The sequence below is a fragment of the Legionella navarrensis genome, from assembly GCF_052527415.1.
Genome location: NZ_JBNVZR010000007.1, coordinates 84031 through 109126, shown reverse-complemented (window position 1 = coordinate 109126; position 25096 = coordinate 84031). Strand labels below are relative to the sequence as shown.

The following is a 25096-nucleotide window of genomic DNA, read 5'->3' as shown; positions in this document are numbered from 1 at the left end:
GATAATTCATCATGGATATTTTAAACATCAGCGGCCTTGCCGTGAGCACTCGAATCGGCGTCCACGCCTGGGAACAGCGCATTTCTCAGCGCCTTCTGCTGGACATATCGCTGCCCAGTGACTTTCGTAACTGTGAAGATGATCTGGCTAAAACAATTGATTATGATCGTTTGTGCCAGGACGTCATTCAGTTTGTGGAGTCGCGATCGTTTCAGCTGATTGAAACCGTGGCGGATAAAGTGGCCACCTTCATCAACGAAAGGTTTTCAACCCCGTCCGTGACTGTCAGCGTCAGTAAGCCGGATGCGGTAAGGCAGGCGCGCAATATCCAGGTTACGGTGACGCGTACGGCAGCTTAGTTGTTGAGAGAGTCCGGTATCATGGCTGAGTGATCGGATTATTTAATCCGTACTCGCCTGCCTGGACACTCTGGCATTCTTTAGTACCCGTAGATAACAGCGGTGCAAACTGTTCATCCTGATCGCTGTCCAGATCGACATGAAAGCCGGACTGATTACCTGGCGTCATGGTTTGCGACAGATAGTGGTAGGAAGAGCGGGGCTCGCCTGGTGTGTATTCTTCTGTGACAGACGGCTCGCTCAAATGCTTTAATGGCTTGTTTTTCAGGTAACAGGCAATACCAAGAACGACAGCCACCTGCACAACCATCAGCAGCGCACCAAAGCCCGGATTAAACGCAAAACCAATAGCAGCCACCATCAGGCCGCCTGCCAGCAGGATGCCGACGGTGTTATAACCGAGACTGAATATCAGGCTGTATTTAATGTTGCGCACGGTTTGCTGTGCTACCTCAAAAGCACTGGCGATGGGCAGCAGGGAACCGCTTTGAACGACCGCACCCGCTTCCTGCTGCGTAATCAGACTGCCAGAGCTGGATTTAACCGCAATACCAAAATCACTTTCGGCCAGAGCAAGAGAGTCATTGCCTGCATCACCCACCATGGCTACGCGCAAACCGCGCTGCCTTAGAGACTGAATATAGGCGCGCTTGTCTCGCTCCTGCCCGCTCTCTGCCAGTCCAACACAGGCAGCGGCAACCCGTTCCGGTGGAATACCCAGTAAGCCGGCGTATCTCCTGGCAGTGGCCTCGTCGGCCCCCGTGCATATATGCACTTCCTTGCCCAGCTTCATCAGCGTATGGATGGTATGACAAGCTTCCCGGCGCAGCGGATCGCTCAAGACAAAATAGCCCTGCACCACCCGGTTTTTACTTAAATAGATCAGTGTTTCTCCGCCTTGCAGAGCCGGTGGCGACGGTAGTTCACTAACACCCTGCTCCCTCATCATCGTGGCATTGCCAATCGACCATTGCTCATCACCGCTTATGATCGACAGGCCCGAATGATGGGTACTGTCTATCTCGGCGTCCCAGTCAACGGGCAATGTGTCGATGGACAGAGACTGCGCGTACTGACTGATTGCCCGCGCCATGGGATGATCGGAGCTGCGCTCCATGGCCGCCGCGAAGGCCAGCAAGGCGCGTGGCTCGGCATCATCAGCAACACAAACGAACGAATCGACCGCCGGCATGCCTTCCGTCAAAGTACCGTTCAAATCAAACACAACAACGTCGATTGCATCGGCAGCCTGCAGGGTTTTACCACTTTTGAACTGTACGCCGTGCTGCGCACCCTTTTGCATGCCGATTTTAACCGCCAGCGGCACGACCAGACCCAGAGTACAGGGACAGGCTGAAACCAATACGGCGACGGCACACTGTATCGCCAGAGCGGGAGGAAACAGCACGCCGATAACAATACCTGAAATGATCGCCAGCGCGATGACCGCCGGGATAAAGTACTGCAGAATCCGGCCGGTGACTTCCTGAATGGGTGCCTTTTCGCTGTTGGCCAGAGCAATATTCTGATCAAGTACAGCCAGATGCGAACTGGTCATCGTGGCGGTTGCGCGTATATACATCGGCCGCGACGTTTCATGCAGACGCATGCCTGACAGCAGAGGCTCACCTCTGGAAGCAGCCCGCGCCTGGCTGGCGCCGGTTTTGATGGTATCGTACAAATCAGCGCCATCATTAAGGCATTCGCCATTAACCGGAATTAACTCGCCAGCCTCAATGCGCAGGATATCACCCGGAACAATCTCAGTCAGCGCGCGCCAGCATTTATTCTCGGGCAGACAGACTCGTACCCGCTTTGGCAGGTCATCCTGAAATTTTTTATCCAGCGACATGCTCCGTTTAACCGACTCCTCAATAGCCTGGCCAACGTGGCGAAAACCAAAAATCAACAGCCCGGCATCCAGCATCATGGGCAGCCAGGGAACAAAAAAAGCAGCAATCGATACGCCTATTACCGTCAGTGTACTGATGGCAAACAGCGTATCCATGGTCAGGGTTCGCGACTTAATCAGCTTTTGTGCGGCTTCATAATACGAGCGCGCCCCCAGGATCAAGGTCAGGATGATGCTGGCAACGCCGAGAGAAATCATCACCGCAAAAGGCATGGCGGGAAAGGCAATGCATACGGCCATCAAGGCCAGACCAAGAGTCAGACCTACCGCTCCCTGAAACGCATGTGACAGGAGGAAACGGCGCAGCTTTGCCCATCGCCCGGATGACTCAGACTGCGGCACTGGCTCTTCTTCGTCGGTTTCGGGCAAAGGCAGTGTGTTGTCGTTTTGCCAGACAGCCTCGTACGCAGACAGATCGAAAAACTCTCCGCTATCGAACGACTGCGGCAAAGAGGGCTCTTGCCGGATCACGCTGTGGAGGCTATTCGTAAGCCCCATGTCATCAATGACCCCGCTTAACATCCCAATAAGATACTGCTCAGGAACATCGCCTTCAATACTAATCGCGACAGTTTTGACGGCAGCAGCGAGATCAAGCGAGACATTGTGAATACGAGCAGTGTACTTGTTTCCCTGGGAGTCTTTCCAGTCAGCCTGGGAGGCTATCAAGGCCGCTTCGAGTCCGCCGACACAATTAATACAGTTAACGTGGGGAAGGTTAAACGTATAGGTTGTAAACGACATAGCCTTAGCCTTCAACTTTGCGAATCATACCCTGCATACGCTCACTGCGCGCCACCACAGCCTGAGCTTTTTCAGCATCGCTTCGAGATACAAACGGCCCGATAATCACACGGTACCAGGTCATGTTTCGCTGCGTGACAGGCACAACCCCCACATCAAACCCCCGCATCAGTAACGAAGCTTTCAAATGCTCCGCATCACCACGGCGATTAAAGGATGCAATCTGGATTTGATAGGATCCTCTGGCTGGGGCTGGCTTGCCAACAGGCGCCACCGGCCGGCTTTCTGCCACCGCTACAGCCTGTGTGGCCTGTTGGGCCGCCGCCTGAACGGCAGGGGTAATTGCGGGTTTCTGTGTAGCCACAACGGCTGCCGCGGGTGCGGCTGTTGTGGTCGCAGGTGCCGGCCTGTTCACGACCGGCGCGCTGTTGTCTTTGGAAAGCAGGGTATAAAATTCAAACTTTGGTTTGGGTAATTCCGATTGTTTTACTGCAACATTGGCCACGGGTTTGCTGTTTTTGTTGTTTTGATTCAGCACGTTTTTATTAACCCAGGCACTCAGGCTGGCTACATCAAACACCGTCGCCGCCAGATAACCGCATAAAAAAGAAGCGAGAGCAACAACAAAACGGCCGGAGGACTGTTGTTGCGGTCTTGATCTACGATTTCCAGCATAGGATTTGGCCATGTTACATACTCTCGGGAGTGGATACACCTAATAATTGCAGGCCATTACGCAACACTTGACGCGTACTTGTCAACAGGCATAAGCGGGCGCAGCGAAGGGTTTCTTCTTCGCATAACAAAGGAACCGCATTGTAGTAGCTGTGCAGACCATTGGCCAGCTCGCGCAGATAATAAGCCAGAACATGAGGCTCGCAATCTCTGGCTGCGGCTTCGAGACGCTCGGGGTACCGATCCAGCAGGGTCAGCAGCGCGACTTCCTGTGGCTCGGTCAGCCTGTTCAGATGCTCAAGCCCGGTTCGCTCATCCCAGGTCAGCCCCCGCTCCTGCAACTGACGCAGCACACTGCAGATTCTGGCATGAGCATACTGGATGTAATAAACCGGATTGTCGCTGGATTCTGATTTTGCCAGATCCAGATCAAAATCCATATGCTGTTCCAGTTTACGCATGACATAGAAGAAACGCGCCGCATCGTTGCCGACTTCTTCCCGCAACTCACGCAGGGTAACAAAAGAACCGCTTCGTGTAGACATCTGCACCCGCTCACCCTGGCGGTACAGAATCGCAAACTGCACCAGCAAAACGGTCAGTGCTGTTTCATCATGCCCCAGGGCCTTTACGGCGGAGGTAATGCGCGACACGTAACCATGATGGTCAGCACCGAAAATATCGATGACGCGGTCAAACTGTCGATTATACTTGTTCCAGTGATAGGCTACGTCTGAGGCAAAATAGGTAGTCTGACCATTGGCACGCACCAGAACCCGATCTTTCTCGTCGCCAAACGCAGTCGCGTTAAACCACAGAGCGCCTTCTTTTTCATAGGTACAGCCAGCCTGCTTTAACGCATTGATGCCTTCGTCAATGGCTCCACTGTCAAGCAGGGATTGCTCAGAGAACCAGGTTTCAAAGCGCACGCCGAAGCCATCGAGATCGTCTTTGATATCATCAAGCACCGAATTCAGGGCCTGGCCATGAATGTAGACAAACCCCTCCTGACCCAGCAGCTTTTTCATGCGTTCAACCAGGGCGTCAATGTAGATTTCCTTGTCACCGCCCTGCGGCTCATCGGCTGGGAGACCCTCGCTGATAAGAGACCAGGGCTGTGCATATCGGTGGCCGTGCTGATCAAAAATGTTCTGGGCTATTGTTTGTACGTAATCACCGCGATAGGCATTGGTTGGAAACACACTGTCTACACCGGCAATGGTCAGATAGCGCATCCAGACGCTGGCAGCCAGAATATTCATTTGCCGGCCTGCGTCGTTCACATAATATTCGCGACTGACATCATAGCCTGCCGCACTCATGATGTTAGCCAGGGTTGCGCCATAAGCAGCTCCGCGCCCATGCCCAACGTGCAGGGGCCCCGTGGGGTTGGCAGACACAAATTCAATCAGCACTTTCTGCCCGTTGCCGATACGGCTGCGACCGAACTGCTCACCCTGCTCCAATACCGTTTTGACAACCTGAGTCAGGGCATCGGCACGCAGGAAAAAATTGATGAAACCGGGGCCGGCAATCTCGACCCGATCAAGCTGCTCATGGCTCTCCATGGCAGCCACCAGCATGTCAGCAACCTGACGGGGTGCCTGACGGCAGGGTTTGGCAAGCAGGAGAGCCAGATTGCAGGCAAAATCACCATGACTGCTGTCTTTGGTGCGTTCGACCTTGATTTCGGCCGATACATCTGCGGGAATTTTTCCTTCAGACTTCAGTCGGTTAAAGGCATTGGACAGGATCTGCTCGACAAGTTGTTTCATGGTTTTTTATGCTCGTCAAAAAGCTGCTATTATGCGCTTTTTCGTGGCAGTTGCAAAGTCGTTAATTCATGGTATCCGCAGACGGTGGAATGGGCGCGTAGGCATTCTGAATCAAGCCGTCTTTGGACAAAAGAATGGCTATCGGCCTGGTTTTTTCAAAATGCGCGAAAATAATCATCATCATTACGGTAATGGGAACGGACAAAAACATGCCCAGCACCCCCCAGACAGCTCCCCATAAAGCAAGGGCAAACAAAATAACCAGCGGACTCAGATTCAGGGATCGGCTCAGAAATTTTGGTTCGATCACATTACCCACCACAAACTGAACGCTGACAATCCCGGATGTAATCACAACAAAGGGCAGCCAGGTGTCAAACTGTACCAGAGCCAGCAGCGTAGGAAACATCGTGGCGATGATAGCGCCTATGTTGGGAATAAAATTCAGGAAAAAGATGAGCAGGGCCCAGAATTCGGCAAAATCCAGCCCTACCCACTTCATAATCACCCAGCTGGCCGTGGCCGTGATAATGCTTAACAGGGTCTTCAGGCCCAGATAGGTCTGCGTATCGTTCACAATATGCTTAAGGATGTTATTGACCAGCTCACGGTGACCGGGCTGTGGAAACAGCGCATCCATTTTCTGTTGAAAAAAATGCTGTTCGACAAACAAAAATACGACGTACAGGGTAATAAGAACTGCCGAACCAGTGATGGTGGTGAACATACCATAGATATTGACTATCAGATTCTGAACGCTCAGCCCTTTTAAAAAATTGCTGACATTCGCCAGAATTTTAATATGAAAATAACTGTCGATGCGGTTGAAAATAGCCGTCAGGTTATCTTGATAGCGTGGCGAGGCGGCCACGACTTCATTGACGTTGTTTGCAATGATATCTATCAGAATTTTAACCAGAACAGACATCAGGGCCAGCGCCAGTATCATGCTAAGCCACTGTGGCAGCTTTTTACCAATGACCGGTAAGTGCCTGATGGACACGTTGGCTGTATTCAGCAGATGCCAGATAAATATGGCTATGACAATCGGAATCAACAGGCTGCGGCCTGCGATTAATAAATACCCGACAATCCAGACCAAAACAAGGCCAGCGGCAAATGATACGGTGCGATTCATGCAATGTCCCCGGAGGTAAACCTATCCTGTCTGCCCAGTTTACCCTATATGACAGTGATCTTTCAAAACACAGTTTTTAAGCGCAGGGACTATCCTTTGACGTGAAATTGCGTAATACTTCTGACAATACATTTTTGTTTTCAATATGACCAGAACGAAACCTTTTCTCAAGTGGGCCGGCAGTAAGTTCCGCTGCATCAACACCATCCTCTCCGCCCTGCCCGAAGCCGAGCGGCTGATAGAGCCGTTTACTGGCTCTGGTGCCATTTTCATGAACTCACAATACAGCAGCTATCTGCTGGCCGAACAAAATCCAGATCTGGTCAATCTGTTTCAGCACGTACAGCAACAAGGCCCGGCTTTTATTGATTACTGTGAAAAGCTGTTCGTCGCAAAAAACAACTGTGCCACCCGCTATTATCTGATGCGTGAAGAATTCAACCAGTGCAAAGCGTCCCGGCGACGGGCGGCTCTGTTTTTGTACCTCAATCGTCACGGCTATAACGGTCTATGCCGCTACAATCAGAGCGGTGGATTTAACGTTCCTTTTGGCCGTTACAGCAAACCTTATTTTCCGCGCAGAGAAATGCTGTACTTTCACGAAAAAAGCCATGGCGTGCGTTTTATTCAAAACGATTTTCGCGCTACCTTTGCTCTGGCTGTTCCCGGCGATGTTATCTACTGCGATCCTCCTTACGTACCATTATCTGCCAGCGCCAGTTTCGTCTCCTACACTGACAGGCATTTTGGAGAGCAGGATCAAATTGACCTCGCGCAACTGGCTATGGCCAGTGCAGAAAAAGGCATTACCGTCATCCTGTCCAATCATGACACCCCGTTCACCAGACACCATTACCAGACAGGTCAGATTTCATCCTTTCCAGTCAGACGCTATATCAGCTGCAACGCCCTGACGCGTCAACCGGTACAGGAATTGCTGGCGGTTTTTTCCGGGCAATAAAACAGTTTACTTATGCCCCTCCCCCTCTGTGAATCTGCTATACTGGCATAATCGGAACTCTCCGGCACCAGAACAGTTCAGGGCAGAACGAACATGACCAGCAATAACAACGAATCCGAACAGCGCGTACTCAAAATATCGATTGCAGCTACTTTTATACTGGCCACTTCCGGCGTCCTGTTTGGTCTGCTGTCCGGTTCGCTGGCGATTGTTTTTGATGGGATGTTCAATCTGGCCGATACAGCCATGTCGGTCATGTCTTTACTGGTGGTTCGCCTGCTGATCAGTGAAGGAAACCGCCGCTATCAGTATGGATTCTGGCATGTAGAACCTCTGGTGCTGGTTTTTAATGGTGGGATCCTGATTCTCCTGTGTGCCTATGCGTTGATGAACGCCATTGGCAGCCTTTTGTCGGGTGGGCGCGTTCTGGATTTTGGCTGGGCTTTTGCCTTTGCGGTGCTGATGTCGATTCTATCCATAGTGCTTTATGTTTATGTCCGCCGGAAAAACGCCAGACTGAAATCCGAGTTTTTACGCCTGGACATTCAAAGCTGGTTTATTTCGGCCTGGATCTCCTCGTCTCTGCTCGTTGCCTTTGGCATCGCAAAGCTGCTGGAGCACAGCCCCTATCACTACCTGATTCCCTATGTGGATCCGGTGATACTTATCGTGCTCACGTCCTGTCTGATTTTCGCACCGATGGCTGCTGTGCGTGACGCCATGCGCGACATCTTCCTGATAGCTCCCTTTGGGCTAGACCAGAAAGTACGCCTGTATCTTGATGGGCTGATTATGCGGATGGGCTTCACATCCTACACCAGCTACGTGGCTAAAATCGGACGGGCGCAGTTCATTGAAATTCATATTGTGCTGCCCAAAGAACATGAGATATCGAAAATTGAAAGCCTGGATGCGATTCGTGATGAAATTGCCCTGGCGCTGGGGCAGGATAGCCCCCAGCGCTGGCTTACCATATCCTTTACGACGGATGAACGCTGGACCTGAGGCTTCAGGCTACCAGATCGAATACCTGATAGCCAACAATGGCCGTGGCCACCAGCGCACCCGTCAAATTGAGGCATTTTTCCAGTACTTTATCCAGAAAAGGGTGATATTCCTGCTCATTTGCCGCCACCAGATTTTCTGTCACCGGAGACTCTTCAACACCGGCCTCCTTTAAGGGAAACAACGGCTCCTCACCATAAAACCCAGCCCACCAGCCTTCCGCCCATTGTTCATGTTCTTCACTACCCTCGGCGAAAGGATTTTCCTCTTCAGCGACTTCCGCAACCGCACATTCATATCCATACGCATAGCATTCTTCAAAGGTCGGATGATCGATGTTTAATCGTAATTTGATGTGTGGTAACAAAACGTTCATATCGTTCATGTTGATACCCTCTTGTTTTCAGGCGCTTTTCATGCGCTCCCGCATCAGTTCACGGGAGGCTTTTGCTGCCTGTCTGATTACAATTTTAAGCTTAGTCAGAGAACACTGGTTTCATCAAGTTATTACTTTACATTTTTTTGACAATATTTTTTTTAAGCGCCGGACAGGTTAAAACAAGATCAGGGTGCCAGGCGTCGACGCTGCCAGCCCTGCTCGTGAAGACGGTAATGATGGCGGTCATGCAGACGATTATCACGGCCTTGCCAAAACTCCATTTCGTCAGGCATCAACACGTATCCTCCCCAGTTCTCTGGGCGCACAATGGGTTCCTGCTCATGGCGGGCCAGCAGTTTATTAAATTCGTCCTCGAGCCACTGACGGCTGCTTATTTCACGGCTTTGTGGCGAGGCGATGGCGCTTAGCTGACTCTCGAAGGGTCGGCTGGCAAAGTATTGATCCGACTGCTCTCTGCTGGCGCAGCTTACGGAGCCACGAATTCGTATCTGGCGTGACAGAGACGGCCAGTAAAAATTCAGCGCGGCATAAGGCTTATGACGCAGCTGCATGGCTTTGACGCTGTCGTAATTCGTGTAAAAAACAAACCCGTTGTTGTCAATTCCCTTTAAAAGCACTACCCGCGAATCAGGTAATCCTCGCTCGTCCACAGTCGACAGAACCATTGCCGTTGGGTCACCTGTCTCTGAGTCTGCTACATCCGCAAACCAGCGCTTGAACTGCTCCACGGGATTTTTCTCCATGTGCTCTTCATCCAGTCTGGACTTGCCATAATTACGACGACTATCTGCCACCTTCTGCCAATCAGCCATGAGAATCCCTCATTTCAATTTAAATCAGGCTGCCATCTTATTGATTTTAAGCGGAACACGCAAACACCACAGAAGGAAGTTAATCAGTCGGCACGATATGTGTGTGATTTCAGTTGACCATGAAAATTTATTAACGTACATTGCGAAATTATTTTGACCAACGATACGCTATGACGATTTCAACCCGACGTGTTTTATCCCAAGACGACCTGCAACGCTGCCTCGCTATTCGCAATGAAGTGTTTGTCCAGGAACAGCAGGTACCACTGGATGAAGAAGTGGATGGAAAGGACAGGGACAGTGAGCATTTCCTGCTGTACGTAAACGATCAGGCCTGCGGAACGGCACGGGTTCGCTACGTGGATGAATTTGCAAAAATTGAGCGGGTTGCAATCCTGAATGCATTTCGGGGCCAAAACCTCGGCAGGCATTTGATGAACGGTATCCTGTCCGATCTGGCCAGAAACACGACCTACAGCAAGGCAAAGCTGAGCTCTCAGGTTCATGCCATTCCTTTTTATGAGAAACTGGGCTTTGTTGTGTGTGGTGACGAATATATGGATGCCGGAATTCCGCATCAGGATATGATTCGGCCGTTATGAAAGTTTAACCAGGTCACGTTCCCAAGGTTATCAATACATCTGCACAGGCACCTTCAGCATCTCACAGGCGCGTCGAATCACGCGGATGCATACGGATTGATCGGTGGAGGTTTCAGGAAGATTCTGTGCCTGCGTCTGGAACTGGGTGTGAATACGACAATCACTGAGAGTTGAACTGGCTTGACTGACAGGATTTGAAATCGTGGCACTGGAATCCTTGTCATTAATCGTGGTCACAAAACAGCGTATGTTTTTGTTTTTTATAAACGTGTCATAAAGAAATCGTTCATTAAAGCAAGGGCAGGCGGCAGCTTCTGACCAGAACAGAGCAAGCAGCAACAAGATTCCGATGATCCAGCCATGTCTTGATATCATAAGCATTCTCTCAGCTCTTTTACTAAGTGTAGCTCAAAAAATAATCAGATGCGGCCCATCATATCACCGATGCGAGCCATCCCAACGCGTGTTCTGCCAGTTACTGATAGAGCCGTGATCACCGCAGACGAGACAATGCCAGACTATATCCAGATTGCTCAGCTCAATGCTGGCCGCAATTTTACCGGCACAGCGTTTCCGTGCGACTTTTTTCCAGCAGACAATGACATCTTTGGGACCTTGATCAGGTGTTTTGCTGACGTTGGCAACCAGAGGCAGCAGCTGTTCGGTAAGCTGTCTCACCTGTCTGGGCAGATTGGGAAGAATGTTCCCGTGTTCGTCGAAAAGGATTTTGAAGTTGCTTATGTAAGAGCGACTCATTAAAGCTCCGGGTGGGGGGAACAGGCTGAGATTGGATCCACAGCCGTCAGGATAAGAGAAAAATCCATTCTGTCACAGAGAAGCTCCCTTCTCCCTGTGTTTAGGGAGAAGGGAGCAGCTCGGTGCGTAGCTTACCAGCCCGTTACCTCGGCTACAGCCGCCGCCAGGTCGGCAGGCGAACGTACGGTGCGGACACCGGCCGCTTCCAGGGCCGCAAATTTTTCAGCTGCGGTTCCTTTGCCACCAGAAATAATCGCACCGGCATGTCCCATGCGTTTACCAGCAGGTGCAGTAACACCGGCAATATACGACACAACAGGCTTGCTTACGTTGGATTTGATGTATTCTGCCGCTTCCTCTTCCGCAGAGCCGCCAATCTCGCCCACCAGAATAATCGCTTCCGTTTGAGGATCTTTCTCAAACAATTCCAGTGCATCGATAAAGCTGGTGCCAGGAATTGGGTCGCCACCAATACCAATACAGGTACTTTGGCCAAAACCGGCATCCGTAGTCTGCTTGACCGCTTCATAGGTCAAGGTACCAGAGCGCGACACAATACCCACACGTCCGGGCAGATGAATAGAACCAGGCATAATACCGATTTTGCATTCGCCAGGTGTGATAATACCAGGGCAGTTAGGACCGATCAAACGCGCATCGCTGTTGTTTTTCAGGTAAATTTTTACCTGCAGCATATCCAGGACCGGAACCCCTTCCGTGATGCAGACGATCAGTTTGATCCCGGCATCAGCCGCTTCCAGAATGGAGTCCTTGCAAAACGGAGCTGGCACGTAGATCACACTGGCATCAGCGCCTGTGGCCTCTACTGCATCACGCATGGTATCAAATACCGGCAATCCCAGATGCGATTGACCGCCTTTGCCAGGCGTGACGCCACCGACCATACGGGTTCCGTATTCAATGGCCTGTTCCGAATGGAAGGTACCCTGTTTGCCAGTGAATCCCTGACACAATACTTTTGTTTGCTTGTTTACTAATACGCTCATTGCTTGCCTCAATAATTTATGTCAGTGAAAATCAGGCGACTGCCGCCACGATTTTTTTCGCTGCGTCAGTCAGACTGTTGGCAGCAATCACATTCATGTCGCTTTTATTTAAAATATCAGCACCGAGTTGCGCGTTGTTACCTTCCAGGCGAACGACTACTGGAATCGTCACCCCTACTTCCTTCACCGCAGCAAGGATACCGTCAGCAATCAGGTCGCAACGAACAATTCCACCGAAGATGTTAACCAGTACACCTTTGACCTTGTCGTCCGACAGGATAATTTTGAAGGCTTCTGTCACACGCTCTTTGGTCGCGCCACCACCAACATCGAGGAAATTAGCCGGGTCGCCGCCGTGCAGCTTAATCACGTCCATGGTCGCCATGGCCAGACCGGCACCGTTAACCATGCAGCCGATGCTGCCGTCGAGTGGAATGTAGTTCAGTTCCCAGTCGGTGGCGCGGTTTTCACGCTCATCTTCCTGAGACGCATCACGCATTTCTTTCAGTTTGGGCTGACGGTACAGAGCGTTGCCATCAATGGTTACCTTACCGTCAAGACAGACAAGCTGCCCACTTCCGGTCACAACCAGCGGATTGATCTCCAACAGGCTCAGGTCACATTTGACGAACATCTCACCGAGCTGAGTCATTAAATGAGTGAAGCTTCGGATCTGGTCAGCCTGCAGGCCCAGTTTGAAGGCTACATCGCGGCACTGAAACGGCATTACGCCAACCAGTGGATCAACCACGACTTTAAAAATCTTTTCAGGTGTTTCGTGAGCGACTTTTTCAATTTCAACGCCGCCTTCGGTTGAGGCCATGATTACAACACGCTGTGTGGCGCGATCGACGACCGCTCCCAGATACAGCTCGCGGGCAATATCACAGGTCTCTTCAACCAGTACCGCGTTAACAGGCTGGCCTTTGGCATCTGTCTGGTAGGTAACCAGGCGGGTACCAAGCAGGGACTTTGCCACAGCAGCCAGCTCTTCCTTGCTGGAAACCAGCTTGACACCACCGGCTTTTCCGCGCCCACCGGCGTGAACCTGGGCTTTTACTACCCAGCGCGGTGTGGTCAGCATGCTGGCAACCTGAACCGCATCGTCAACATTGTAGGCTACGAAGCCTTTGGGAACAGGTAAACCGTAGCTTGCAAATAATTGTTTGGCCTGGTATTCATGTAAATTCATTCTTGCTACCTTTATAAATAAATTAATAACCCGTTATACGTTCAATAATAAACGAGACGGATCTTCCAAAAGCTCTTTCACGCTGACAAGAAACTGCACCGATTCCTTTCCATCAATCAAACGATGATCATAAGACAGAGCAACGTACATCATGGGACGGATAACAATCTGACCTTTCTCAACCACGGGCCTGTCTTCAATTTTATGCATGCCCAGAATACCGGTCTGTGGTGGATTGATGATTGGAGTTGCCAACAGGGAACCGAAGACGCCACCATTGGTGATGGTGAAGGTACCGCCCTGCATTTCCTCGATAGACAGCTTACCCTGACGGGCTCGGCTGGCTGAATCATTAATGCTTTTTTCGATTCCGGCCATGCTCATCTGATCAGCATCACGCAGGACTGGAACAACCAGACCACGCTCTGTAGAAACGGCAATACCGATGTCATAGTAGCCATGATAGACCACATCCTGGCCGTCAATGGAGGCATTCACAGATGGGAATCGTTTCAGGGACTCAACCACGGCTTTGGTGAAAAAGGACATGAAGCCCAGACGCACACCGTGCTTTTTCTCAAAGCTGTCTTTGTATTGTGCGCGCAGATCCATGACCGCCTTGAGATTAACTTCATTGAAGGTTGTCAGCATGGCGGCATTGTGTTGTGCCTCGACCAGACGCTCGGCGATTTTGGCACGCAGGCGCGTCATGGGCACGCGACGCTCTTCCCGCAGCCCCATTGGCTGGACAGCTGGAGCTGCCGTGCCTGTCGTGTCAGCACTGCCTTTACGGCCTGACTCAATGAAGGATACTACGTCGTCTTTGGTCAGACGGCCATCTTTTCCTGAACCGCTGATCTGCGCTGGCTGCAGGTCATGCTCAGTCAACAGTCGGCGCACGGCTGGGCCGGATGCCGGTTCAACGGCAGCAGATGCTGTGCTGGACGCAGCCACAGGCGCTTCGGCCTTGACAGCCGCGGCCGCACCGGCTTCAATTCGAGCCAGCAGCTGGCTGGATTGAACTGTATCGCCTTCTTTAAACATGATTTCTGTCAAAACGCCGTCCGCAGGAGCTGGAACTTCCAGAACGACCTTATCAGTTTCCAAATCAACCAGATTTTCGTCACGCGTAACCTGATCACCAATTTTTTTATGCCAGGTGGCGATGGTCGCATCGGCTACCGATTCCGGTAATACGGGTACTTTAACTTCTATAGACATGGTTAGTCCTTACATTATTTATTAGGTATTAGTAATTAGCCCTTCAGCGCCTGGTTAACCAGTGCCTCCTGTTGTTGTGCATGCAAAATAGGACTTCCAACGGCGGGTGATGCGGCAAACTCTCTTCCAGCATAGCCCAGATATTGATTATCGGGTAAACAGTCCTGCATATTATGTCGGGACGAGAACCACACGCCCTGGTTTTTTGGCTCTTCCTGGCACCAGATAACGTCTGCAGAGCCTGCATATTTAGCCAGTTCCGCTTCCAGAGCTTTTTTCGGGAATGGATACAATTGCTCAATACGGATAATGGCAACGTGATTCAATCCTTCATCACGACGTTTCTGCAGCAGATCGTAGTAAACCTTACCACCACACAGAACGATGCGGGTTACTTTGGATGCGTCCAGCTTATCTATTTCCGGAATAACGGTATGAAACTTACCTTTGGTCAAATCCGACAAAGGCGATACCGCCAGCTTATGGCGCAGAAGACTCTTGGGTGTCATCACGATCAGGGGCTTGCGGAAATTACGCAGCATTTGACGACGCAGCAAATGGAACATTTGAGCCGGTGTTGTGGGTGTACACACCTGGATATTCTGCTGGGCGCACAACTGCATGTAACGCTCAAGGCGTGCCGATGAATGCTCAGGGCCCTGACCTTCATAACCATGTGGCAACAGCATCACCAGGCCACAGAGGCGTCCCCATTTCTGTTCACCGGAGCTGATGAACTGATCGATGACAACCTGAGCACCGTTGGCAAAATCACCAAACTGCGCTTCCCAGAGTACCAGTGATGAGGGTGCTGACGAAGCGTATCCGTATTCAAATGCCAGTACGGCTTCTTCAGACAGAACAGAGTCAATCACCACAAAGGGCTTCAGGGAGTCTTTGGCTGTTTTTTCCAGCGGGGTGTAGTTTTCACCGGTTTTAATATCGTGCAGAACAGCATGACGATGCGCAAAGGTGCCTCGACCACAATCCTGTCCTGACAAACGAACCCCATAGCCTTCATCCAGCAGACTGGCGTAGGCCATGGTTTCGGCGTAACCCCAGTTCATGGGCAACTCGCCGCTGCTCATTTTTTCGCGATCCGCCATCAGTTTAGCTACGACCGGGTGCAATTCAAAACCGGCAGGCAGTTCGTGCAGAGTCTTTGACAGGCGCTTGATGGCCGTGGCGCTGATCGATGTGTCAGCCTTATCAGTCCATTTCGCGTCAATATAAGGCGTCCAGTCTATGGAGATCTTACCAGGATAATCCCCATGAACCAGCTCAACGATCGCCTCGCCTTTGTCCAGCGTATCACGATAAGAGTCAACCAGTTTGTCAACTTCAACCTTGCTGATGATCTGCTGTTTAATCAATTCATCCGCATAAATTTCCCGCAGCGGGCGCATGGTTTTGATTTTCTGGTACATGGTTGGCTGCGTAACGGACGGCTCATCCGCTTCGTTATGGCCATGCCGACGATAGCAAACCAGATCAATCACTACGTCACGCTTGAATTTCATACGATAGTCAAAGGCAATCTGCGTTGCGAATACGACGGCATCCGGATCATCACCGTTAACATGAATAACGGGTGCCTGAACCATTTTGGCAACATCCGTGCAATACAGCGAAGAACGAGAGTCCTGCGGATTACTGGTGGTGAATCCAATCTGATTATTAATAACGATATGTACGGTGCCTCCTGTGGAATAACCACGGGCCTGAGAAAAGTTAAAGGTTTCCATTACCACGCCCTGACCAGCCATGGCCGCGTCACCATGAATAACCACAGGAACCACGGTGTTTTTGTTGAGCAGATCGTCACGGCGCTCCAGACGCGTCCGAACGGATCCTTCCACCACCGGTCCAATAATTTCCAGATGCGAGGGATTGAAGGCAAGGGCCAGATGGACAATGGCGCCACTTTCCGTACGAATATCAGAAGAAAAGCCCATGTGATATTTCACATCACCGGTTCGCTCGGATTTTACTTTTCCTTCAAACTCATCAAACAAACGACCGGGCTCTTTACCCAGTACGTTCACAAGCACGTTCAAACGACCACGATGCGCCATGCCAATGATGATTTCCCTGACATTTTGCTGGCCACCCTGACGAATAATTTCTTTCATCATGGGAATCAATGCGTCACCGCCTTCCAGCGAAAATCGTTTTTGACCGACGTAGCGCGTACCAAGGTAACGCTCCAGGCCGTCTGCTGCGATCAGATCAGCAAGAATCTCTTTCTTTTTGGCCGCGTCAAACTGAGGACGGCCACGGGCCACTTCCATTTTTCCCTGCAGCCATTCTGTTTCGACGTTATCGGCAATGTGCATGTATTCAATACCGATGCTGCCGCAATAGGTGTCTCTCAGAGCCTGATAAATCTCACGCAGAGGCATTTGGCTGCCATTAAAATAACTGCCGGGATAAAAGCCGCGGTTCAGATCGGCCTCACCAAGCTGGTGATAAGCCAGATCGAGACTGGGAACCGGAAAACGTACGGACATCTCCAGTGGATCCAGCTTAGCCGCCTGGTGTCCGTGTGTGCGATAGGCATTTATCAGATTAGCGACCTGGTATTGCTTGCTGTCTTCGGAAACAACGGCTGCGACTCGTTTGCTGTCGGCATTATCCAGAAAATGTGCGCGTATATCACGGTGAGGCACGTCTTTTAAGGAGGCGTTGCCGTTGGCAAGGGCTGAGAAAGCCTTACGCCAGTCGTCAGGAACCGATGCGGGATCAGCAAGATAATCTTCGTAAAGGGCGTCAACAAAAGCCATACTGCCGCCAGAAAGCCAGGCGGATGACCATTGATTTTGCAGGTCGTTACTGCTCATTTAATATTCTCCAAAGGTACCCGGGATCGCCGTCAGTCGTTAACCGCGATCCGGAACATGATATTTATGTTTCCTGATCAAGCATTTGTTGGCGGATATGGCCAATCGCCTGCGTTGGATTGAGTCCCTTCGGGCAAACATTTGCGCAATTCATAATGGAGCGGCAACGGAACACACTGAACGGATCCTGTAACTTGTTCAGGCGGTGAGTCGTTGCTGTGTCGCGGCTGTCCGCTAAAAAGCGTTGTGCCTGCAACAGGCCGGCTGGACCCACAAATTTCTCCGGATTCCACCAGAACGATGGGCAGGAACTGGTACAGCAGGCGCACAGAATACACTCGTACAATCCATCCAGCTGTGCCCGCTCTTCCGGTGATTGCAAACGCTCGCGCGCAGGCGCCACGTCAGCGTTTTGCAGATAGGGTTCAACGCGTTCGTACTGGTGATAAAACTGGCTCATATCGACCACCAGATCACGTACGACCGGAAAACCAGGTAGTGGGCGAATCACAATTTTGTCGCTTTTTAATTGCGACAGAGTGGTGATACAGGCAAGGCCGTTTGTACCATTAATATTCATTCCATCTGATCCGCAGACACCCTCACGACAGGAGCGTCGGAATGACAGGGTGGGATCCTGCTCGATTTTAATCCGCTCGAGCAGGGTTAACAACATGGGATCACTTTTAACCGGGATTGCCAGGTCATACTGCTTCATATATGGTTTTTCATCAACCTCGGGGTTGTAACGATATATGGACAGGTTAATCATTCTTTCTTCAGCCATGGTAGCATACCCTTTTTAATATACGCGTTCTTTCGGCTCAAATGGCTCGATGTAATGAGGTGCTGCATTCACCGGACGGTAATCGATACGATCACCCTCTTCAAAATACAACGTGTGCTTAATCCAGTTAGCGTCATCGCGTTTCGGGAAATCTTCGCGACTGTGTGCGCCTCGACTTTCCGTACGTGCCAGAGCGGATTGTGCTGTAGCATAGGCGGTCGCCATCAGATTATCCAGTTCAAATGCGCTGACACGCTCAGTATTGAATACCTGGCTCTTATCCTGAAGGCTGGCATGCGACAGACGCTCACGTAAGGCATCCAGGCGCAATAAGCCCTGCTGCATGACATCGCCGGTTCTAAACACACCAAAATCTTCCTGCATCACGCGTTGCATGGCATCACGAATGACAGCCGGGCTTTCGCCGTTGCTTGACTCATCCCAGTGACGGTAACGGCTCATGGCCGCATCCAGATCATCATCACTGACGTAGGCCAGCTCCGGCAGCTGATTTGACTGCCACAGTTCTTCTACATGCAGACCAGCGGCACGACCAAATACAACGAGGTCAAGCAGCGAATTTCCACCCAGACGGTTAGCACCATGAACCGAAACACAGGCGCACTCACCCACGGCATACAGACCATCGACCAGATGCTCAACACCGTCTTTTCGACTGATAACCTGACCATGCATGTTCGTTGGAATACCTCCCATACTGTAATGGCAGGTAGGAACAACCGGGATAGGTTCATTGATGGGATCCACGCCGGCAAATTTCATGGACAACTCACGAATACCGGGCAGACGCGACATAATCAGATCCGCACCAAGATGATCAAGTTTCAGTTTAACGTGATCGACACCGGCCGGATCGAAGCCCTTGCCAGCGCGGATTTCCAGAGCCATGGAGCGAGCCACCACATCACGGGAAGCCAGGTCCTTGGCACGGGGAGCATAACGCTCCATGAAACGCTCACCGTCTTTATTGATAAGATACCCACCCTCACCGCGACAGCCTTCGGTTACCAGCGTTCCGGCACCGGCAATGCCTGTTGGGTGAAACTGCCACATTTCCATATCCTGCAGCGGAATGCCGGCACGCAACGCCATGCCAAAGCCATCGCCTGTATTGATATGGGCATTGGTGGTTGATTGGTAAATACGACCGGCACCACCGGTAGCGAGAATGCAGACGCGCGATTGAAAGCAGACTACTTCGCCTGTTTCAATACACATGGCCATCACGCCGGCGATTCGGCCATAGGCGTCTTTGACCAGGTCCAGCGCAAACCATTCGCTGAATATGTTGGTTTTGGCTTTCAGATTCTGCTGATACAGGGTATGCAGTAAGGCATGACCTGTCCGGTCAGCTGCAGCACAGGTACGCGCCGCCTGCTCACCACCAAAGTTTTTGGATTGACCGCCAAACTGACGCTGATAAATACGGCCATTTTCCATGCGCGAGAAAGGCAGGCCCATGTGCTCGAGTTCATACACGGCTTCAGGCCCGGTTTTACACAGATATTCGATACAATCCTGGTCACCAATGTAGTCGGCGCCCTTGACGGTATCGTACATGTGCCAGCGCCAGTCATCGACATCCGCATTGCCCAGTGCTGCGGTGATACCACCCTGAGCGGATACGGTATGCGACCGGGTAGGAAACACCTTGGACAGCAAGGCAACCTTCAGGCCGGAACTGGCCATCTGAAGTGCCGCGCGCATGCCGGCACCACCGGCACCAACGATTACCGCGTCAAATTTATTTCGTGCAATTGCCATGACTACCGCCCCCACAAAATCATTAAGGCCCAGACAAACTGTCCGAGCAACCAGGCCAGCACCAGCATCTGCACCGACAGACGCAAAGCTGTACAGGAAAGATAATCCGTCGTAACCGTCCACAGCCCTATCCAGGCATGCAGCAGGATGGCAAGCAGGGCAATCACGCTGGCAGTTTTAAACACTGAACAATGAAATAATGCTACCCAGGCGTCATAAGAAACGTGAGGATGCAAAAAAATAAAACCAAATAAAAACAGGGTATATACGGCCAGATAAATGGCAGTAACACGTTGAATCAACCAATCCTTCAAACCGTTACCCGTTAAACTGGTGACGTTAGTTACCATATCCAGATCCCCAGTAAAATAGTTAAAATGACCGCCAGGCCAATAACAAAGCGAGCGCTGTTACGGCCAGCGACGAGATGTTCACCCAGTCCAACATCCATTAACACATGGCGAATCCCCGCCAGAACGTGATACACCAGCGCCGCACAGAAAGCGAGAAGCAGCAGTTTATAACCCGTGCCTGTCAAGGATGTCTGCAGGGCAGTAAACGATTCCACGCTTTCCAGAGACTGATGCAGAAACCAGAGCATCACCGGCAGCAGCAAAAACAAGGCAAGGCCGGAGATGCGGTGCAAAATGGAAGCAATCGCCATAACGGGAAACTTCATGGTCCCCAAATCAAGGTTTATTGGTCTTTTTTTATTCACTGTATGGCTCACCCTTACGATATAAAGAAAAATAGAACCATAAGTATACCACTCTGTTTTTTCAGCGCAAAGTTAGTATGCACATTTAAATAAAACTGTGGTGTTAAATGTTACTGCTCAGAGAAATGATAGTAATCTGCATCTTGACTTGTCAGTCTTACTCTCCTGATAATGTCTTCAATTCTCATGAAGAGATAGTTAAATGGACGCAATACAAAAAATAACTGCCGGACTGCTCATGACAGCCTGTACGCTGGCAGGCGCAGCCAACATTAGTAACTATACGGATCTGGTTGCCAGCTTACGCGCTGGCGTGCCTGTCAATATGGTGATTGATGTTGATAAATGCCATTACAGCGACAACGAAGTCGATCCCTGGGAAACTAAAACACTGGGCGTGGTTTTCGATCATATTTACGAGCGGGTGGGTAAAGATATCGAACACGGTAATAAAATGCGCCTCGTTGCTACCTCCGAGCATGATTATACAGGACGGGATTCTGTACACATGATGCGCACCGTGTATCGCATATTCGAAGACGGCACAACCGAAGTCATTCAGCAGGAAATCGATCCAACTAACTACAAAGTCGTGAAAAACACCTTTTTGTTTTGCAGATTAAGCGCCGATGCCAGCACCGGTGTTACCTTGACAACCGGGGCTGCTCCATAGAAAAAACCTGCCGGTCACTCTGAGCGCAGCGGCCGGACTACACAATGATACGTCCCTTTGATCAGGTGTCACACCGCGAGGCGTATGCCAGGTCATTAAATCAAAAACCCCTGCTGATAATACTCCACACGTCCTGTCCATGTAATATGAAATAGCATTTTAAATAATTTATAAATGTGCCTCTAAAGCAAAAGTACAAAGCAAATACAGGGTATCACCTATGGAGAAATTAATTCTTTTTTCCAGGAATCCTCTATCTTCGTGTAACGAACTACCTCAGAAAAAGAAGTTGAACCGACGGTGTAGAAAATCCATGTTTTTGGGATAAAGCGAAAGCCAAAATAGTATTCGCTCATGGGGACAGGAGCGCTGGCAAATTGTTCGCTCAATTCTTTTTTTCTGGCTTCCAATTGACCTGGGTCTTTAATGACAAGACCTGAGGAAGGGGCATAAGTAGAAAATTTTAATTGGCGCTCACGAGGAAGAGTTTTCCAAAAAGCTTCATTTTCTTCACGGGAAAGGGGGGTTGCCATGCCTTCTAAAATAACCTGTCGGCTCTGCATTGCAAATAAAAAATTTAAACAGGATTTAGGGTTGTTTAATAATTCAGCAACCTTGCGTGTTTTTTTCTGGGTAAAAAATAAAAGACTCTCGGTTTCAATTTCGCGAATGGCCACCACTCGACTATGAGGCTCACCTGAGCTGCTACACGTGCTTAAAACCGCACAGAAAGGATCCTCAACTCCTCGTTCTTTTTCCATGCTTAACCATTTTTTTAGTATATTAAAGGGCACCCCTATCTCCTGTTTATGTGGTTTGACAATCTCTAAAATAAATTCTTCGATTATTCTATATCAGGGGCGTGTTGACAATTGGCCTGTAACATCAACGTATCGCGCTTTTTACTTCGTTGAACTTAATAGTACTGTTTCCATTGAAATAAAACGGGCTCCATGCTTGAATGGTCTGAAATGCCAAAAATTACAAGGAGTCTTAATTACATGGATATAAAATTTTTACGACGGTTTGGGCTGACGATATCGCTTCTGACAGCAGCAACGATTGCCCATAGTGAGCAAATAGCCTGCCCTTCTCTCAACACCATCCAGCAACACGCTACAAAAATTGATGCCGTTGAAACCGACATATTTGGGTATTCCGTTCATTCCACAAACTATTTTACTGATGGTGATTTACAATGGATAGTTGGGGTAAACAGGGTGATGGCACCCTCTCCCGAAGAGGCCCTTCTCAAGGGAATCATCATTGTTATAAACAGTAAATACGTAGACGATGAGTACGCCTATGAGCTGGAGAAAGGTTTATTCATTTGCAATTACGGACCAGCAGATATTGTTGTGGCTGGCGGAAATCCCGCATCTGCTTTAAGGTTTGTGGCTCATAACAATTGATACTCTGAATTTTATTGAGTCCGTAGTTCGGCGCACATTCTGTGAAGCAAAATGGACACGTTTACATTAGGTGTCCCTTTAATTAAACTGCGCTTCTGTTCTTGATAAGGGAGTTTGGGAATGTTCATCAGACAATTATATCGATACCTTAATATAAACTGGCAGGATTTATCGGAGATCGAGCGCGCAGAGGCGCCGGCGTTCATGGATAAATATGATCGTTATCACACGCTTCAGCATTCACCCAGGGGAAGAAGGTTATATTCAGAAATGTCTGGCAATAAAAAATGCCAGGCAAGTTCTTCCCAGTCCGAATACGAACCTGATGAACCTTATGATTTTATTGCCCGTAGATTCGCGTTATATGAACAAACATATGGCTACTTACGCAATCTGGATCAATCCGCCACGCTCGCGGCCTACCGGTCGGTGTATCTTTTGTTTGCAGAAATAGAGGCCATGTCCCAAGCTCGTTTTATGACGAGGGAACAGGCGCCTCAGGCGGCTTATTTGTTTTTGGTTTTATTCGGTGGAGAGGCGTGTGTTGAGGAAGCCTTATCAGCCTGCGAATCGTATTGCGAAACATTCAACTTAAAAAATGATCCATCAATCGTATCGAATCTTGCCGGGATCTACGAAAAATTACGTCTCATAAATAATGAGAAAAACCCAGTTGATTTGCCGGCATGGAGAGCCATCATTCAGGAGCAGGGAGAGAGGGTGGCATTGCCTGTTTTTTACCTGGCGTCAGAAATCGAAACCCACCTTGGGCATGCGCCAGCCAGCTTTCATGAGGCAGAGAGTGCGGCACAGGCGTTAAAATTTGCTAACGCAACGCAATACCCCGACCTGGCAGATTTTTGTGTGAAGAACCTGATTCCAGAAGCGTTGTTTGATAGATGTGGGGGCGACGATCCTGACGCCAGAGTACAGGCCCTTTCAAAGATATTACACATGCTGCCATCATCCGAACTCAGGGCTGAGCTTGTGCGCCTGGTACCCCTTGATGGCATGGATTTAAGAGCTCATATTAGTTTTTTATGTAAATTGAATGAAGAAGCGCAACTGGTCTATATCAATCGCTTTAAAATGTACTCTGGTTCTCTCATCACCACACAAGCTGATTTTTTAAGTATCCTGTCGCGGTGTACCTATCAACAAGCCCGTATTGAATGGTTATCCTGGTTATCAGAGAGTGCTGTCCCATTTGAGATAAACAAAATCTACGAACTGAGCCCTATGCTTAGATATCTGGATAGTGCATCTCGCATGCAATGGTTATCGACGCTGGTCAAGCCTGAAAATCTACGCGCATTACTTAATAGCAGCTACGAATTTGAAGAATTTTTAAGAAATACTCTGCCAGAGGACATCTCAAAAACAGACTACTTAATAGCCGTAGTTGGCGTAGAAAAAATTAATTCGCTAACGACAAGTTACTACAATGTTAAAAGTCAATTAAGGTACATTGCCCCTGCTGAACAACTGAGTTATATCAAGAGAGTTCTTTACGCTGACACAATCAAGAGCCTTATTGACAAGAACTTGTATAGTCTGGAATCCGTATTGGAAGCACTGCGTGAGGAAGATCGATTTGAATTTTTAGTTGACGTACTGGATATTGATACCTTGCGCGCCATTGTACCTGTTTTCGGAGACATGAGACCGCAAAGAGCAATTTTATCGAGATTACATGCGGAGCATCATGAGGCCTTTATAGCGCACATTACGCCTGAAGCTGAAAAAAATGGGCAAATTCACATTAAAGAACTCAAACAGCGCATTATCGATACAGATTTTAATGTAGGTCTCTGGGGCGGGGTCAATATTCAGCTGGACAATGGCCTCACCAAGGCGGTACCGTCTACCGTTGCCAAACAATGGACGCATATTCAAAACGCAGAGTCAAAATGGTTCAGCTATGCCGACAGTTGGGCAAAGATTCAGCAGCTCAGTAGCGACGCGTTAACGCATCCTAAAACCATGAGCTTTTGGTCGCGCTCAGGTGTTACAAACGAGTACTATGGTAGTTTTAAATCGGATCAAAGCCCCAGGCCATGAAAAAAGAGATAGGAAATTCTTTTGAAACCTGGTGCGCTATCAATATTGAATCCTGGGGCAGGGTAGGCAAAGAAGCAATAGCGACGAGCCCCCTGCCCCAGGGTTGCCTGAAAGTACATCATTAATAATCGCTTTTACTTTAGGGCGTGTTGACAACTCACCCTGCCGCCTACGTGCCCCGATTACATAAACCCTTTTCTCTTCCAGAAACTCACAAAATATCAAAAAAAGACCGAGATGAGCGTTTAATGAGCTTGTGAT

Annotated in this window: 24 protein-coding genes; 7 read left to right on the top strand and 17 right to left on the bottom strand. The window is 49.8% G+C overall.

Features of this window, described 5'->3' with window-relative positions:
* Window positions 1–11 precede the first annotated feature (11 nt).
* Window positions 12–359 carry a dihydroneopterin aldolase gene (gene folB, locus ACQUTA_RS06215; protein WP_444987356.1) on the top strand — a complete coding sequence of 116 codons (348 nt, stop codon included), beginning with the start codon at window positions 12–14 and terminating at the stop codon, window positions 357–359.
* Between the two features lie 19 nt (window positions 360–378).
* Here the strand turns inward: folB and ACQUTA_RS06210 are convergent, their stop codons facing one another.
* The 4 genes from ACQUTA_RS06210 to ACQUTA_RS06195 all read right to left on the bottom strand — a co-directional run bounded on the left by ACQUTA_RS06210 (window position 379) and on the right by ACQUTA_RS06195 (window position 6603).
* Entirely contained in the window at window positions 379–3015 is a 2637-nt protein-coding gene (locus ACQUTA_RS06210; protein WP_444987355.1) for a heavy metal translocating P-type ATPase, read from the bottom strand.
* Window positions 3016–3019: 4 nt separating this feature from the next.
* Window positions 3020–3703: an SPOR domain-containing protein gene (locus ACQUTA_RS06205; protein WP_444987354.1), complete on the bottom strand. Its 684-nt coding sequence runs from the start codon at window positions 3701–3703 to the stop codon at window positions 3020–3022.
* A 1-nt stretch (window position 3704) separates the two neighbouring features.
* The gene (gene argS, locus ACQUTA_RS06200) at window positions 3705–5465 is read right to left on the bottom strand and encodes an arginine--tRNA ligase (RefSeq protein WP_444987353.1); all 1761 of its coding nucleotides are present in this window, start codon (window positions 5463–5465) and stop codon (window positions 3705–3707) included.
* A 61-nt stretch (window positions 5466–5526) separates the two neighbouring features.
* Complete coding sequence (locus ACQUTA_RS06195; protein ID WP_444987352.1) at window positions 5527–6603, bottom strand: AI-2E family transporter; 1077 nt, start codon at window positions 6601–6603, stop codon at window positions 5527–5529.
* Between the two features lie 145 nt (window positions 6604–6748).
* On the opposite strand from ACQUTA_RS06195, the gene ACQUTA_RS06190 reads away from it, so the two are divergent.
* Both ACQUTA_RS06190 and ACQUTA_RS06185 read left to right on the top strand, forming a co-directional pair.
* Window positions 6749–7564 carry a Dam family site-specific DNA-(adenine-N6)-methyltransferase gene (locus ACQUTA_RS06190; protein ID WP_444987351.1) on the top strand — a complete coding sequence of 272 codons (816 nt, stop codon included), beginning with the start codon at window positions 6749–6751 and terminating at the stop codon, window positions 7562–7564.
* A 93-nt stretch (window positions 7565–7657) separates the two neighbouring features.
* A complete protein-coding gene (locus ACQUTA_RS06185; protein WP_444987350.1) occupies window positions 7658–8569 on the top strand; it encodes a cation diffusion facilitator family transporter in 912 nt (303 codons plus the stop codon).
* A 4-nt stretch (window positions 8570–8573) separates the two neighbouring features.
* Here ACQUTA_RS06185 and ACQUTA_RS06180 read toward each other — a convergent pair whose 3' ends face one another.
* Together ACQUTA_RS06180 and pdxH are read right to left on the bottom strand one after the other, a co-directional pair.
* Window positions 8574–8954, bottom strand: a complete 381-nt coding sequence (locus ACQUTA_RS06180; RefSeq protein WP_444987349.1) for a transmission trait enhancer LetE — start codon at window positions 8952–8954, stop codon at window positions 8574–8576.
* Window positions 8955–9133: 179 nt separating this feature from the next.
* On the bottom strand, window positions 9134–9781 hold the full coding sequence (pdxH, locus tag ACQUTA_RS06175) for a pyridoxamine 5'-phosphate oxidase (RefSeq protein ID WP_444987348.1): 648 nt from the start codon (window positions 9779–9781) through the stop codon (window positions 9134–9136).
* Between the two features lie 170 nt (window positions 9782–9951).
* Between pdxH and ACQUTA_RS06170 the strand changes: the two genes are divergently transcribed.
* Window positions 9952–10383: a GNAT family N-acetyltransferase gene (locus tag ACQUTA_RS06170; RefSeq protein ID WP_444987347.1), complete on the top strand. Its 432-nt coding sequence runs from the start codon at window positions 9952–9954 to the stop codon at window positions 10381–10383.
* 30 nt (window positions 10384–10413) lie between these two features.
* On the opposite strand, the gene ACQUTA_RS06165 is transcribed toward ACQUTA_RS06170, so the two are convergent.
* The 10 genes from ACQUTA_RS06165 to sdhC all read right to left on the bottom strand — a co-directional run bounded on the left by ACQUTA_RS06165 (window position 10414) and on the right by sdhC (window position 20689).
* The gene (locus ACQUTA_RS06165; protein ID WP_444987346.1) at window positions 10414–10764 is read right to left on the bottom strand and encodes a hypothetical protein; all 351 of its coding nucleotides are present in this window, start codon (window positions 10762–10764) and stop codon (window positions 10414–10416) included.
* Window positions 10765–10821: 57 nt separating this feature from the next.
* Window positions 10822–11139, bottom strand: coding sequence for a hypothetical protein (locus tag ACQUTA_RS06160; RefSeq protein ID WP_444987345.1), 318 nt, complete (start codon window positions 11137–11139; stop codon window positions 10822–10824).
* 131 nt (window positions 11140–11270) lie between these two features.
* Complete coding sequence (gene sucD, locus ACQUTA_RS06155; RefSeq protein ID WP_444987344.1) at window positions 11271–12146, bottom strand: succinate--CoA ligase subunit alpha; 876 nt, start codon at window positions 12144–12146, stop codon at window positions 11271–11273.
* Window positions 12147–12177: 31 nt separating this feature from the next.
* Entirely contained in the window at window positions 12178–13338 is a 1161-nt protein-coding gene (gene sucC / locus ACQUTA_RS06150) for an ADP-forming succinate--CoA ligase subunit beta (protein WP_444987343.1), read from the bottom strand.
* Window positions 13339–13371: 33 nt separating this feature from the next.
* A complete protein-coding gene (odhB, locus tag ACQUTA_RS06145; RefSeq protein ID WP_444987342.1) occupies window positions 13372–14559 on the bottom strand; it encodes a 2-oxoglutarate dehydrogenase complex dihydrolipoyllysine-residue succinyltransferase in 1188 nt (395 codons plus the stop codon).
* Between the two features lie 35 nt (window positions 14560–14594).
* Window positions 14595–17399, bottom strand: a complete 2805-nt coding sequence (locus ACQUTA_RS06140; protein WP_444987341.1) for a 2-oxoglutarate dehydrogenase E1 component — start codon at window positions 17397–17399, stop codon at window positions 14595–14597.
* Window positions 17400–17463: 64 nt separating this feature from the next.
* Window positions 17464–18186, bottom strand: a complete 723-nt coding sequence (locus ACQUTA_RS06135; protein ID WP_444987340.1) for a succinate dehydrogenase iron-sulfur subunit — start codon at window positions 18184–18186, stop codon at window positions 17464–17466.
* A gap of 15 nt (window positions 18187–18201) precedes the next feature.
* Window positions 18202–19971, bottom strand: coding sequence for a succinate dehydrogenase flavoprotein subunit (gene sdhA / locus ACQUTA_RS06130; protein ID WP_444987339.1), 1770 nt, complete (start codon window positions 19969–19971; stop codon window positions 18202–18204).
* A 2-nt stretch (window positions 19972–19973) separates the two neighbouring features.
* Window positions 19974–20321 (bottom strand): succinate dehydrogenase, hydrophobic membrane anchor protein, encoded by a 348-nt coding sequence (sdhD, locus tag ACQUTA_RS06125; RefSeq protein ID WP_444987338.1) that lies wholly within the window; start codon window positions 20319–20321, stop codon window positions 19974–19976.
* A complete protein-coding gene (sdhC, locus tag ACQUTA_RS06120; RefSeq protein ID WP_444987337.1) occupies window positions 20315–20689 on the bottom strand; it encodes a succinate dehydrogenase, cytochrome b556 subunit in 375 nt (124 codons plus the stop codon). The genes sdhD and sdhC overlap by 7 nt, the downstream gene beginning before the upstream one ends.
* Before the next feature lie 202 nt (window positions 20690–20891).
* On the opposite strand from sdhC, the gene ACQUTA_RS06115 reads away from it, so the two are divergent.
* Window positions 20892–21362 (top strand): VirK family protein, encoded by a 471-nt coding sequence (locus ACQUTA_RS06115; RefSeq protein ID WP_444987336.1) that lies wholly within the window; start codon window positions 20892–20894, stop codon window positions 21360–21362.
* Window positions 21363–21580: 218 nt separating this feature from the next.
* On the opposite strand, the gene ACQUTA_RS06110 is transcribed toward ACQUTA_RS06115, so the two are convergent.
* A complete protein-coding gene (locus ACQUTA_RS06110) occupies window positions 21581–22123 on the bottom strand; it encodes a pyridoxamine 5'-phosphate oxidase family protein (RefSeq protein WP_444987335.1) in 543 nt (180 codons plus the stop codon).
* Between the two features lie 240 nt (window positions 22124–22363).
* On the opposite strand from ACQUTA_RS06110, the gene ACQUTA_RS06105 reads away from it, so the two are divergent.
* Together ACQUTA_RS06105 and ACQUTA_RS06100 are read left to right on the top strand one after the other, a co-directional pair.
* Window positions 22364–22774, top strand: a complete 411-nt coding sequence (locus ACQUTA_RS06105; protein WP_444987334.1) for a hypothetical protein — start codon at window positions 22364–22366, stop codon at window positions 22772–22774.
* Between the two features lie 204 nt (window positions 22775–22978).
* On the top strand, window positions 22979–24835 hold the full coding sequence (locus ACQUTA_RS06100; RefSeq protein WP_444987333.1) for a hypothetical protein: 1857 nt from the start codon (window positions 22979–22981) through the stop codon (window positions 24833–24835).
* The last annotated feature ends 261 nt before the right edge of the window (window positions 24836–25096 follow it).